The 15,197-nt window shown below is 38.6% G+C and carries 6 protein-coding genes; 3 read left to right on the top strand and 3 right to left on the bottom strand.

Translation table 11 applies throughout. The features are described from left to right. Positions 1 to 238 precede the first annotated feature (238 nt). The 3 genes from ACXAGS_RS07600 (at position 239) to ACXAGS_RS07610 (ending at position 7,130) form a co-directional block, all read left to right on the top strand. Positions 239 to 4,429, top strand: a complete 4,191-nt coding sequence (locus ACXAGS_RS07600; RefSeq protein ID WP_474905911.1) for a hybrid sensor histidine kinase/response regulator — start codon at positions 239 to 241, stop codon at positions 4,427 to 4,429. A 201-nt stretch (positions 4,430 to 4,630) separates the two neighbouring features. After that, positions 4,631 to 6,082 (top strand): MFS transporter, encoded by a 1,452-nt coding sequence (locus ACXAGS_RS07605; RefSeq protein ID WP_474905913.1) that lies wholly within the window; start codon positions 4,631 to 4,633, stop codon positions 6,080 to 6,082. A gap of 223 nt (positions 6,083 to 6,305) precedes the next feature. Beyond that, positions 6,306 to 7,130, top strand: coding sequence for a glycoside hydrolase family 43 protein (locus ACXAGS_RS07610; RefSeq protein WP_474906129.1), 825 nt, complete (start codon positions 6,306 to 6,308; stop codon positions 7,128 to 7,130). 59 nt (positions 7,131 to 7,189) lie between these two features. On the opposite strand, the gene ACXAGS_RS07615 is transcribed toward ACXAGS_RS07610, so the two are convergent. The 3 genes from ACXAGS_RS07615 to ACXAGS_RS07625 all read right to left on the bottom strand — a co-directional run bounded on the left by ACXAGS_RS07615 (position 7,190) and on the right by ACXAGS_RS07625 (position 15,142). Then, complete coding sequence (locus ACXAGS_RS07615) at positions 7,190 to 10,507, bottom strand: VCBS repeat-containing protein (protein WP_474905915.1); 3,318 nt, start codon at positions 10,505 to 10,507, stop codon at positions 7,190 to 7,192. A 108-nt stretch (positions 10,508 to 10,615) separates the two neighbouring features. Next, positions 10,616 to 12,085, bottom strand: coding sequence for a RagB/SusD family nutrient uptake outer membrane protein (locus tag ACXAGS_RS07620; RefSeq protein WP_474905917.1), 1,470 nt, complete (start codon positions 12,083 to 12,085; stop codon positions 10,616 to 10,618). A gap of 12 nt (positions 12,086 to 12,097) precedes the next feature. Further along, positions 12,098 to 15,142 (bottom strand): SusC/RagA family TonB-linked outer membrane protein, encoded by a 3,045-nt coding sequence (locus ACXAGS_RS07625; protein WP_474905919.1) that lies wholly within the window; start codon positions 15,140 to 15,142, stop codon positions 12,098 to 12,100. Between the last annotated feature and the right edge of the window lie 55 nt (positions 15,143 to 15,197).

The following is a 15,197-nucleotide window of genomic DNA, read 5'->3' on the forward strand; positions in this document are numbered from 1 at the left end:
AAAGCAACTAACAAAAACTGAAACGCTAACATTTAACTTTAAGATTACAACTGCTTTTTATACTTCGTAATATTTGCGCTCCCAAGAGGTTTAAATTCTACGAGTGCTCTACTAACAAACCCTTAACCAGTTATTAAACTTGAACTCTCAAAAGGTTAAGCAATTACCTGCTATTTAGGGGTTAGATATAACGATTTTATAAATGCGTGTAATAGGATTGTTTTAATACATCCAGTTAATGCGGCAACTTCAATATTTAAAGATGAATGTTGTGCTAAACCACTTAATCAAACTAAAGAATGTAATAGAGTTCTCCTTTATGCTATGTTATTTTTGTTTTCAAACAAATGCACAGACAACCAAGGTTAGCTATACGTTTAACAATATAGATGATAACGCTCCGCAGACTGCAATCAGTACTCTGCAACAAGATGAAAAAGGTTTTGTCTGGCTTGGCACCCATGGTAGTGGCCTTTACCGGTATGATGGGCTTGAATTTAAAAATTACAAGCACACTCCAAATGATAGTACTTCTTTAAATAGTTCTATAATTAACAACATATTTATAGATAGCAACAAAAATTTATGGGTCGGTACACGTTTTGGTTTAAATAAATACAATAAAAAGTATGATAATTTTAGCCACATACCTCTAGAAAAGGATTATGATAACATAGAACCATTTCATATATACACCATTGGAGAAATAAAACCTGGTGTTTTAGCTATTGGCTCTGCGGGCAATGGCCTTTATTTATTGGAAACAAATACCAAAAAGGTTAGTAAAATTAACTTTAACAACCCTAAACTAGAAAGTACTTTAGTTATCAATGATCAAACTATTACCAAAGATTCTGTAGTATTATTTGCAACTAACAGAGGGCTTTATTCTCTTTTACCAGATAGAAAGCAATTGGTTAAAACTCCAATAAACTATAAGTCTGGTATTGAAACTTTTGATATTGCTTTAGAATCTATTCTTAAAGACAAAGAAGGTAACGTATGGCTTGGTAGTTACGCAGAAGGAGTCTTTAAATTGCAATTTAACTCAAATCACTATGACGTTATAAATCAATTTAAGTACTCCACTAAAAGAATAATGTCTATTAAAGAAAATTTAAATGGAGATATTCTTTTTGGAACGGAGAATGATGGTTTATTGGTATTGAACAAGGCAGGGAGTTTAATGGAGAAACTTGTGCCCAATAAAAACGGAATTAGCCGAATACCCTCTAACTCTATTTGGTCTATTTTAGTTGATAAGCAGAATAGGATTTGGTTGGGTTTTTATAATAAAGGACTGGCTGTACACGATACTTATTACGACAAATTCCATGATTTATATCCAATAAATAACAGTAATAATTCTTTACAATCAGGCTCTGTTACTGGCCTACAATGGTACAAGAATAAGGAGAAATTACTAATTGCGATGGATGGTGGCGGCTTGGATGTTTACGATGTAAAAGAAAAAAGATTCCAAAACCTAAGCAAAAAAAACAGCTATCAAATCCATGGATTAGAGCATGCCCAAGACGCACAAACTGTTTTTGTAGATAGCCAAGAAAATATATGGTTGGGTACGTGGGGGTCCGGAGTGTATGTCCTTAATAAAGGGAATAAAAAATTTAAAAATTTTCATAAAGGAAATACCAAAAATGGACTCACCTCTAACAGCATAACTTCTATTACAGAAGATAAAGATGGTATAATTTGGATTGGAACATTCTTTAATGGCCTTCATTTTTATGATTCCAAGAATCAAACATTCGAGAAGTTCTCTAAAATGGGAGATAATGGCAAAGAAATGAATATTAGAAAAGTATTTGTTGATAGCGATAATGACCTTTGGATTGCTACAAATTCTGGTTTGTACGTTATTCGATATAAGGCTAGAGATAAAATAGAATCGTTTAATGACTCATTGCAAAAGATAACCAAACAACCCCGTTCATTAATTGTCCAAGCTATATTTCAAAGTAAGGACGGTAAAATCTGGATTGGCACCAACGGGTCTGGACTTTTTAGTTTGGATAAAAATACGAGTAGTATAGATAGATGGCATATTCCTAATGGCTTAAAAAGCGAAGCTGTGGTTGCTATTACGGAGGACAAAGAGGGTAACATATGGGTGGGTGGAGAAAATGGCCTAGCACGATTAGGACGAGAAAACAAAACTTTTACCAATTACTCTAAAAATGACGGTTTGCTTTCTAACGAATTCAATTACAACGCCGTAATAAATGGCCAAGATGGCACATTATACTTTGGCAGTCATGAGGGGGTAAATTATTTCAACCCAAATCAAATCAACTTAAACCCTGTTAAACCAAATGTTGTATTAAAAGATTTAAAAATTTATAACCAATCTGCAATTGTTGGTGCAAAAAACAGTCCGCTTACCAGTGTTATATCAGAAACTAGTAGCATTACCTTGAACCACAAGCAGAATGTATTCTCTTTAGATTATGTAGGATTAAATTTTACCAGACCTGCCAATAATAATTACGCGTATTATCTAAAAGGGTTAGAAGAGAAATACAATTATGTAGGCAGCGTTACCAACGCTACTTATACCAACTTATCTCCTGGTAATTATACATTCATGGTTAAAGCTTCCAATAATGATGGGGTATGGAGTTCAAGACCAACAAAATTACAAATAGAGGTACTTTCTCCTTGGTGGGCAACCCCTTTGGCATGGTTAGTTTATGCGCTACTTTTTATTTCTGGTATTCTTACAATCGTAATTTACTACAACAAATCTTTGGAAAAGAAACGTTTACGACTTAACCTTCTGGCAAGCAGGGAACAAGAGAAACTACTAAACGAGAGGAAAATTCAGTTTTTCACTAATATTTCCCACGAAATAAGAACACCCTTAACATTGATTCTTAATCCATTGCAAGACCTATTGGAAGATACTAAACACGCTTTATCCAAAAAAGAATTTACCAAACTAAGTATCGTTTCCAAAAATGCGGATAGGCTCAAACTGTTGGTAGATGAACTCATGGATTTTAGAAAATTAGAATCGAATAAAATTGAATTCAGTCCACAACTTCTAGATTTTGAATACCTTTTAAAAGACGTTTGTGATCACTTTAAAAATGAAGCTAAACAACGTAACATTCAATACCACGTATCCATAGAAGAACAGCTACCCTACCTAGTAGCAGATAAAAAGATGGTAGAAAAAATTATTTTCAACCTTCTTTCCAATGCATTTAAAGCAACATCTTCCAATGGGGTTATCACCATAACGGCAAATAGGTCCAATCAAAAAGTATTCTTTCCACTTATGGACTACAGCACGCAGTATGCGGTAGTCTTAAAAATTAAAGATACGGGCAGTGGAATCGCTACTGAGGACTTACCTAACATCTTCAACAGATTTTACCAAGGCAAACATATGAATGAATCTTATTTAGGTGCCTCAGGTTCTGGCATTGGTCTGGAGTTAACCAAGAATTTTGTGGCATTACACAAAGGCAAAATTGAAGTAGAAAGTGTTATAGACAAAGGAACCACTTTTAGTATTTATTTACCGCTCATAAAAAAAGAAACCATTGTAGACAAGATTGAAACACTTAAGGATAGCGTAACCAAAAATGAGACTATAAATTATCCAGATGATTCATTAAAATCAATGTTAGAAGAAATGTCTTTGGGTACTGCCCAAAGAAGTAAAGTGCTCTTAATTGAAGACAACTACGAACTAAGAACCTATTTAAAAGATGAATTTGAACCCAATTATGAGGTTAAAGAAGCAAAAAACGGACTTGAAGCTTTACAAATAGTAGAACTATTTAATCCAGATATCATCGTAACCGATGTGGTAATGCCACATATGGATGGTTTTGAATTTTCCCAAAAAATTAAAAAAGATTCCAAAACAAGTCATATTCCTATTATAATGCTAACCGCTAAAGCCATGCCAGAAGACCAAATAAATGGTCTAGAATTGGGTGCGGACGTTTATTTATGTAAACCATTTCACACCAAGGTTTTAAAATCTTACATGGAAAAATTAACTTTTGGAAGGCAAGATTTTGTCCAGAAAAATGTAGGTAACCCAAAACAATTGATCCTTTTGGAACATACCACGAAGCAAGACAAAACTTTTATGCAAAAGGTGATAGCATTTGTAAATAAAAACTTAGATAACACCGATTTAAACGTTGAATTACTTGCCGATAAAATGTGTTTAAGCAGAAGTCAACTTTACAGAAAGGTTAAAGCAATGAGTGGCTTAACACCTAATGATTTAATTCGTAAGATAAGAATGGAAAAAGCAAAAAGCCTTATTGAAAATGGTGCCGAGAACATTGGCGAGGTTTGTTATAAAGTTGGTTTTTCTTCTCCTTCCTATTTTAGCAGGTGTTTTAAGACAGAATTTGGCGTACTGCCGACAGATATTAAATCTTGAATGTACTTTTTACCTTAGGTGCAACATTTGTACTAATAAATGTTACGGATTTACAATTCTATTTTTATTCATAATTCTAGTTTAGATAACCGTTAAACTTTTTTTTAAATCCATTATTTCATTGGGTTACACATACTAAATTAATAATGTGCCAAGGTCTCAATGGTTTAATTTAAACATCTAGTAAAGCCTACCATTTATATGAAACCTGATTCTACTGGTATATCCGTTAAGGAGAAAGTTGGGTACGCACTGGGCGACCTCTCCGCCAATCTGGTCTTCCAGACCATTTTGACCTATTTGGCCTATTTCTATACGGATATCTATGGCCTTAAGACCAGTGATGCCTCCTTGGTCATCTTTACCGTGGGCACCGTGGCCGCTTTTCTCTTTAACCCCTTGATTGGCGCCCTGGCGGACCGTACCCATAGCAAATGGGGCAAGTTCCGACCTTGGATACTCTTTACCGCAGTGCCCTTGGGCGTGGTGGCCCTTTTGGCCTTTACCACCCCGGATTTTTCCTATAAGGGCAAGCTCATCTATGCCAGTGTAACCTATACCCTTCTTTTGTTGTTATATGCCGCCAACAACCTGCCCTATGCCGCACTCAGCGGGGTAATTACCGGTAGCATGCAGGAGCGCAACAGTATCTCCGCCTATCGGTTCGTGGCCGTGATGTTCGCCCAGTTCTTCGTACAGGTGTTCATGCTGCCCATCATACAGGCTGCCGGCGGGGGCGACAAGGCCGCCGGTATTGAAACGGTAATGACCTATCTGGCCATCATAGGCACCCTTATGCTACTGGTAACCTTTGTCACCACAAAGGAGCGCATCGTCCCAAAACCGGAACAAAGATCCAGCTTCCTTCAGGATATCAGGGATTTGAGCAACAACAGGCCATGGGTGATCATGTTGCTGCTTACCACATTGGTGTTCGTTACCTTGGCCATGAAGGGCGGGTCCTATGTCTATTATTTCGAGAACTTTGTGGACCAACCACAACTTGCGGGGTTCCTTGCCCCCATACTGGACGCGCTTACCGCAGTGGGCATGGACTTCTTTGGGGACAATGCCGCGGCCGCCGGCTTTGGGCTCTTCAACGCAGGTGGCATCATCTTCATGATCGTGGGCATTGGGTTCTCCAAGAAACTGGCGGACCGTTATGGAAAAAGGGACGTCTTTGCCCTGGCCCTGTTCGTATCCACCCTGTTCATAATCGCATTCTATTTCTTTGGCCCAAAGGACGTGGCATACATGTTCTTGGCACAGGTACTGCACGGCTTTTCCTATGGGGTGACCATTCCCCTTTTATGGGCCATGATAGCCGATGTGGCCGATTATTCCGAATGGAGGAACAACCGTAGGGCAACGGCAATTATCTTCTCCGCCATGATGATAGGCCTAAAACTGGGGCTATCCATAGGGGGCGCACTGGTCACCTATATCCTGGGGGCATATGGCTATCTGGCAAAAGTAGCGGGGAACCCGGCAGCGCAACAGCCCCGGTCCGCGTTGGACGGGATAAAACTATTGGTGAGCCTATACCCCGCCATACCCTTCCTTCTGGGGATAGGGCTACTCTTCTTCTATGTGATCAACAAGGACATGGAGAACACCATAGAGAACGATTTAAAAACAAGACGAAAAAACTAAAACATACACCATGCCCGAAGAAAGCACAGCACACATCGATTTTGACACATTGGACCAAAAGGCCATTTCAAAGCCCTTGGTGACCCACATCTACACCGCGGACCCTTCCGCACATGTATTTGAGGGCAAGATATACGTTTACCCATCCCACGACATCGATGCCGGGGAGGCCTTTGACGATTTGGGAAGCCATTTTGCCATGGAGGACTACCACGTCCTGTCCATGGACCACGTTGGGGCACCGGCCAAGGACCATGGCGTGGCCCTGCACCTGGACGACGTGCCCTGGGCACAACAACAGATGTGGGCCCCGGACGCCGCACATAAAAACGGTACCTATTACCTGTTTTTTCCCGCTAAGGACCATCAGGGCGTCTTTAGGATAGGGGTGGCCCTCTCCGATTCGCCTACGGGGCCTTTTACCCCTAGGCCAGAGGCCATAAAAAATAGTTTTAGTATTGATCCGGTCGTTTTTGAGGATACCGACGGCACACACTATATGTATTTTGGCGGGCTTTGGGGCGGGCAATTACAGCGCTGGAGAAACGGCTCTTTTGATGCCTCCAGCCCGGAAAGCCCTACAGCGCATTTACCACAAGACCATGAACCGGCGCTTTTGCCCTTTGTGGCCAAGATGCGGGACGATTTGTTGGAGTTCGGCGAGAAACCAAGGCCCGTAGAGATCCTGGACCAAAACGGTAAACTCCTCTTAGCAGGGGACAACCAAAGACGCTTTTTTGAGGCCGCATGGCTTCATAAGCATAACGGACGTTATTACTTCTCTTACAGTACCGGGGATACCCATTACATCTGTTATGCCATTGGGGACAGCCCTTACGGGCCCTTTACCTACGCCGGGCGCATACTGGAACCCGTGGTGGGTTGGACGAGCCACCATTCCATTTGCCAGGTGGACGGACAGTGGTACCTTTTCTACCATGACTCCAGCTTATCCAAAGGGGTTACACATCTTAGGTCCGTGAAAATGGCGCCATTACAACATGACCCTAACGGATACATTAAAACATTAAAACCTTATGGGGACTAAACACTGACCATTACTTTCAATTGTTGGCCGTTGCAGCATTTTTTTGCGCAACGGCTTTTTTATTGAATCTTGATACCTTGTAAATAATCATTATTTTTTGCCGCTAATAGGTAATTTGCCCTGCTTGCCTTAATAGCAATCATTTGTTTTACATCACCAGGTATAAACAGACCACTTTTATGAGCGGGTATTGGTTTAAATTTTCCTGCACCGTCTCCCGTTAAATAAAGTCCATATCCTGCATCGTTTCTTGGTGTTTCTACTTCTGATACGTGCAAATTTCCAGCAATTACCAAATCTAAATTACCATCTGTATTAAAATCCTCAACAATAATTGACGTTATGTTGCTCAATTGGGCTTCTCTAGGTAATTGGTGTACAATTAATTTTCCATTTTTATTCTCTAAGTAAATACTGGCGAAAGAATGTACTTGATAATGAAGAGATTTTTCCAAATCCGCTTCCGTATAAACATCAATCAAGGATGCTTGCGAAAAGCTTTCATAATCTTTGAATTTCTGCTTTATAGCCGGAATTTGCTGGGAAGAACACTCCCTACCCCTTACTGGATACTGTTCCCCATCATTATAATAACTTAGAACAATATCATTTTGTTCGTTTTTATCAAAATCATTAACATAGATATCAAAAGTTTCCTCTTTATTCGCCTTGTATTTGTAATTAAGTCCATTATTTCCAAGAACGTAATCCATATCGCCATCCTTATCAAAATCGCCCTGTGCAATACTCCACCACCATCCTGTTGTTTCCTTACCCAATCCTAACTCTTCTGAAACCTCTCTAAATATACCTTTAGAATTTTTAAAAACCCTTATTGGCATCCATTCTCCAACAACGATTATATCTTGCCAACCATCATTATCATAGTCGGTTACAACTGCGCTGGTAGCCATACCCATATTATTAAATTCTTTTGGTTGTTTGCCAGGGTCTATTTCAAATTTAATTTCGTCTTTAGACGATTTGTTCAGTAAAATATAGGAAGAAGCCGGAGAAGGATAATTACCAGGTGTTTGCCTTCCTAGAACCAGTATATCTAACTTATCGTCTTTATTAAAGTCTGCTACGTAGGCTTGAGAACCACTAATATATGGGCTGTTTAAAAAGGCTTTATCTACCTTTACAAAAGAACCTTGCTGATTTAGATATAACCTATCCGCCAATAATGGGTCCTCTTTTTTAAACTCATAACCGCCGCTAACCACGTATAAATCATTATCCCCATCTTTATCTACATCAAAAATTATGGCAGCAACATCTTCTGATGGGGCATCTTGATCTAATGCCGGTATGGGCAAACTCTTAAATCCTGATTTATTTTGAATATATACCGCTCCGGTTTTACCAGCGGCACCTCCAACAAAATAGTCTTCTAATCCGTCCCCATTTAAATCTCCCTTGGCCAAAGCTGGGCCAAAAGCAGACATTTTATGCGGTAATAGTACTTGTTGATTAAAATCGTCATAATAATTCTCTTCGTGCTTATGCTCAGGAAAAGTTTGTTGATCTGTTGTAAACTGATATTCTTGATATGGCGACTGTACGTTTTCAATAAATGCGTCTGACTCGTTTAAATTTAATCTTTGATTGGCTTTTATATTAGACAAAATCTGAGTGGCACCGGAAGGCCACATTACTTTAAGGTTTTTAATTATTGAATGGTTTGCAAGACCAAAATGTAAGATTGGAGATACCGAAGATTGAAACCCTCTTGTTAATGTTAGTTCTTGCATTTGGGTATCCGCCTCTGTCTCTATCTGAACCCTTGCCCCAAGTCCTTGATTGTTTTTACCCTTACCGTTTAATTTTATTTGAAGATAATTATTGGTCTTTGCACTCTTGTTCTGAAATAGACTAACCTTATCGTCTATGTTGTTCGTTAAAATTTCTAAATCACCATCATTGTCCAAATCTACATAGACCACTCCATTACTGAATCCTTCATAAGAAATACCCCATTGTTTATTGGTAATTTCATAACTTAAATTACCTTGGTTCTTGAACATAAAATTGTCTATTTTTTCTGAAGGAATAGCTTTGCTCAAAGCCAACAAGGTATCTTTCTTCAATTGCATTTTCTTAATCTTTTTAAAGAAATCGTTATTATTTACCTCTCTTCTAGTGCCATTACTCACAAACAAATCTTTTAAGCCATCGTTATCAAAATCGGCAAACAACGGACCCCAACTCCAATCGGTAGAAGAAGTACCTGTTAACCTAGAAACATTTGAAAATTTAGGCACCCCGTTTTCATAAATTCCAGAATTTAACTGAAAACAATTGTGCATATACTGGTAATGAAACCCAGCATTTACCACATCCCAAAAGAGCGGAATGTTCATACTGGCCATGTTGGCTTTTTTTCTGCGATTATTGTTCGCATCCATATCCACTTGAAAAATATCTAGATGACCATCATTGTTTGCATCTGCAATATCTACCCCCATACCATAGAATGCGGTATGCCCTGTTGCTTCTGCCACGGCTTCTTTAAAAGTACCGTCTCCTTTGTTCAAGTATAAAAAGTCTGGTGCATTAAAATCGTTTGAAACATAAATATCTGGCCAAGAATCATTATTTACATCTGCAACGGTAGCACTTAAGGACAAACCAAAATCTAATAAACCAGCCTCTATGGTAACCTTTGTAAAGCTATCACCATCATTTCTATACAATTGATTAGATTCTAAATCTTTAGGGTTATTCATTTTATACCTATAAAAATAGGTTGGGGCGTCAAATCTGGTCATAGGATAATTAGCCACATACAGGTCTAAATCTCCATCTTTGTCATAGTCAAAAAAGGTTGCCTGGACACTTTGTCCTAAATCCGCGATACCTAATTGTTTTGCTACCTCTTTAAAAGTACCATCGCCGTTATTTAAAAAAAACTGATTGGCCTTATTACCATCTTTACCAGAAACCGAACAATAAATATCCATAAAGCCATCTGCATTTATATCTGCCATAGTAACACCGGTATACCACCTTTCATCGCCACCTACACCAGCTTTTTGGGTAATGTCTTCAAATTGTAAATTTCCCTTATTCAAATACAATTTGTTCTGTACCATGTTGCCTGTAAAATATATATCTTCTAAGCCATCGTTGTTAACATCGCCAACGGCAATACCACCTCCCATATATAAATAAGAATATGTAAAATAATTTATGGTATCATTTTCAGTTAAAATATTGGCAAAATCTAATCCAGAAACAGTACTGGGAACAGCTTCAAAAATCTTTTCCTGCTCGGTAGACTCTGTAGAATTGTCTGCACATCCTATTAGGGTAAATACAAATAGAGTTAAGAAATAAGAATAAAGCAGTCTGTCTTTTTTAATATTGAAATACATTGGTCGTGGTTTTAAAAGGGAGTGTACGCTAATAACTAAAGATAAAAAAGCAGCATGTAAAACACGCTGCTTTAAATCAAAAACTAACTGAAACTATATTAACGTGGATTAATATCCTGGGTTCTGATCTACCTCTGACAAGGCAGCATTTGCATTGATTTCTGCTGCTGGAATTGGTAACAACTCATGTTTACCAGCTTGAAAATTAGATCCGGCCAATTCCGTTGCGGCATTACCCCATCTAATTATATCATTAAATCTAACCTGTTCACCGGCAAGCTCTACTTTTCTTTCATGTACAATAGCATCAAAAACCTCACTAGCAGACAGTGTTGTAGGCAAGGGTGCCAAACCTGTACTAGGCCTAGTTCTTACCTCGTTTATATACTCTACCGCAAGTGCCGGATTGCTTTCATATACACATTCTGCCATCATTAAAAGTACATCTGCGTAACGTAAATACTTAAAGTTTATACCAGATGCCGCATCTTCTGAAGCCTCTGCATGGTAATTCTGATATTTTTTCCAAGCCGCACGGTAAATAGTACCACTGGCATCTGCCAAATCTGATTCTTGAATGGTACCACAGCAGTAGTCGTCTCCGGCCATATAAAAATTATCCTTTAACCTACCATCTCCTGACTCGTATTCATCCAACAAATCATCAGATACGTGAACGTTATACCAATTTAAAACACCATATTCCTGCCCCCTAAAAGTGATTTCATTTAGACCTGTTCCGGTCTCACCCCAAGCAGAACCTCCAATTTCATCGTCATAAACCACTTCGAAAATGGATTCTGGACCAAATTCACCTTCTTCAGTGAAATTATTAAAGTACTCGTCCTCTAACTGAAACTGGCCGTATATTTTTTGAAACTCTGCCAATGCAGCTGTTTTGTTGTTTCTAAATAAATATACTTTACCCAACATGGCAATGGCAGCTTCTCTTGTAGCCCTACCGGTATCTTCAACAGATTTGGACCGTAAACTAGTAGTTGCATCCGTTAAATCTGAGATAATTAAATTATACACCTCATCTACCGAAGAACGCGGTTGACCCTCAGAGGATAAACCATCGTTAATAGGTACGCCGCCAAAACGGGTTACCAGTAAAAAGTAGTACAGGGCACGCATAAATTTGGCCTCTCCCACAAATTTTGCTTTCATTTCAGGAGAAAGCTCAGAATCGTTCAGCGCCAACACCTTATCTTCATTATTAATTAGAAGGTTGCAGTTGTTTATACCTCTGTAACAAGCTTTCCAATATTCGCCTATTGGACCATGATTAGCATTAAATGCAAACTGCAAATACTCTACTTTATCTGCTTCTAATTGTTGATTTCTACCATTTTCCTGGCTCATGTTGTCCATCATAAAAAACATATGCCTAGTATACAAGCCCCTATTCTGTAAATGCGCATAAGTGCCCGTTGCAGCGGACTCTACTTGAGCTGCGGTCTTAAAAAATGTATCTGGGGATAACTCATTAGGATTGGTTTTAAACAAGGCATCTTCTTTACAGGATACCAATGTAACCAATACGGTTGCTATTAATATTATACTATATTTTTTCATTGCTGTTTTTTTTTAAAATGTTACTTGTAAACCAACTAACACAGATTTTGGTTGTGGATAGTTTCCACGATCAACACCAAATTCAGAATTGGTGCTTTTTGCGTTACCAATCTCAGGATCTAAGCCAGAGTAATCTGTTACCGTAAGTAGGTTTTGACCACTTGCATATATTCTTAACTTAGAAAAGTAAGAAGACAAGGCACTAGTTTGTGGAAAGGTGTACCCCACTGTTAGGTTTTTTAACCTGGCAAAAGAACCATCTTCTATAAAACGGTCTGATGATGCCGTGTTTATACCATTATTACCGTCAAAAGCGCGTGGAATGGTATTGGAAGGATTAGTGGGTGTCCAACGATCTAATACCGCTACACCAGCATTAAAGGTTCTTGGCATACCCTGTAAATCATAAATGTTAGTATTATAAATTTCATTACCGGTTACTCCATTTATAAATACATTGAAATCCCAATTTTTATAATTTGCATCAAGATTTAAACCAAAAATTAATTCTGGTGTTGGGTTACCAATGGCAACAATGTCCTCGTTATTTATTTGCCCGTCTCCATTTTGATCTACAAAGCGGATATCTCCGGGTTGTATAGCCGTTTGATCGGTTCCTAAAACCGCTTCTACCTCTGCTTGTGTTTGATAAATACCATCCGTTTGATAACCATAGAAAGAATAAATCGGATCACCAACTCTTAAACCGTTAATAAACTGTGCCTCAAAGGTACTACCGGGTATAATATCCTCTCCCGTTCCCGTTTTTAAAACTTCGTTTTTGGTTGTAGATAAATTTAAATTAGCAGACCAAGTAAAATCTCCTTCAAAATCATTGTAACCCAAACTTACTTCAAAACCTTTGCTCTCTACATCCCCAATATTGGTTGGTACTGTAGAACTTAAACTTCCAAAAGAACCAGGCAACTGCAAATCTATTAACAGGCCGTTACTCGTATTTTTAAAATATTCAATTGCAGCCGTAAACTTGTTTTGGAAAAACCCTAAATCCATACCAATGTTCAGCATTTCTCTTTCTTCCCAAGCCACATTTGGATTTGGTGTGCTAGACGGTGCCGTACCACCTAAAGCATTACCATTTACCACGTAGTTAAAGTTATTGGTTAACGTAGTGCTGTATCTATAATTTGAAATTTCATCAAAACCACTGATACCCCAACTTGCTCTCAATTTTAAGGTATTGATGTTTGATTGTGACATAAAGTCTTCTTCGGCAATATTCCAACCGGCAGAGGCTGCTGGGAACCATCCCCATTTGGTAGATGGTCCAAAACGAGAAGAACCATCTCTTCTAATAGACCCAGAAAGCAAATATTTGTTCTTGTAGTTGTAATTTAACCTTCCTAAATAACCTATTTTATCTACCTCGTCTGTTAAAGATGCTATTTCGGATTGTTCATTGGTTAATTGTTCTAATTCATCAGATACTGAGTTTTGACTTGTTGTATTTACTTGATTGTAAACAGCCTCGTTCTTTTCTATTAAAGCAAGTACATCAAAATTATGGTCATCGCCTAAGGTAAAATTGTAGTTTAAACTATTGGTAAACAAGAATCTTCTAAAGGTGTTAGCGTTTTTAGTAATTCTTGCAAAAACCTGAGCATGCGTAGACTGGCCGTTACTATCATCATCATAGGAAGGAACAAATTCATCGTAATTGTTGTAGTTATATTCCAAACCGAATTGAGACCTAAATTTTAAACCCTTAAGTAATTCATACTCTCCAAAAACACTTCCAAATACTTGGGTTCTTTTGGACAACCTGTTGCCATGTTCCTGTACCCTTACAGGGTTTTCCGCATCTTGCCCATCCAAGGCTGATGTAGGACCTTGATAGCCACCATTATTGTTTTCATTATAGATAGGTAAATATGGGGCCATTTTAATGGCATGTTCCAAAAGTGATCTAGAACCTGCATTATCTGCACCTAGTTCTGGACTTTGATCACTAAACGTTACGGCCAAAGTTTGCCCTACTTTAAAGTTATCCGTTACATCAAAATTACTATTAACACGGATGTTGTATCTATTGTAACCTGTTTCTATAACAGCACCTTGTTGCTTTAGCATACCTAGAGAAGTCCTAAAATTGCTCTTTTCGTTACCGCCGGCCATACTTAAATCATAATTCTGTAGAAAACCGGTTTGAAATATGGCATCTTGCCAATCTGTATTAAGACCAGAACTACTCAATGGGCTTGTAGGCACCGTGCCAAAAGCTTCGTCTATAAACTGCAGATATTGCTCTGTGTTCAGTAAATCAAACCTATTGGTAATAAATTGTACACCCGTATAGGTGTTAAAGGTTACCTCTGAGCGTCCTGCCCTACCTTGTTTGGTAGTTACCACAATAACACCATTGGCTGCCTGCGATCCGTAAGCCGCTGCCGTAGCGGCATCTTTAAGTACGTTTATGCTTTCAATATCATTAGGGTTAATAGCTCCTAATCCGGTTGAGATTACACCATCTATAACGTATAGAGGGCTACCGCCATTAGGTGATCCCACACCTCGTATACGAACTACGGGGGCCGTACCTGGCCCTCCACTATTGGTCACCGTGATACCCGCTGCACGTCCTTGTAGCGCCTGGTCCGCAGTGGCTACTGGTAGAGCAGAAATCTCATCTGCATCTACACTAGCAATGGCACCGGTTACTGCAGCTCTTGATTGGCTACCATACGCCACAACCACAACCTCATCTAAAGCTTCTAGGTTTTCTTCTAATGTAATATTAACCGTGGTTCTACCGTTTAAGGACGTTTCTTGAGTGTTGTAACCAATATAGCGAAATACCAAGGTGGCATTTGCTGGCACGTTTTCTAAGACATAATTACCATCAAAGTCTGTTGCAGCACCATTATTGGTACCTTTTACTATTACACTTACTCCTGGTAAAGGACCGGAAGAGTCTGACACGTTACCTGTAACCTGCACCTCTTGGGCATAAGTTGCAATGCTAAAAACACCCATACATATGGTAAGTAATAGGGTTTTTAACCTTGCGAATTTCTCGTAATTGAGTTTGAGAATCATTCTGTTTAGTTTAAAGTTAATTTTTTCTAGTTTGTTAATGATTTATCCTGTTTTG

The sequence above is a fragment of the Croceivirga sp. ABH4_376 genome, from assembly GCF_056160685.1.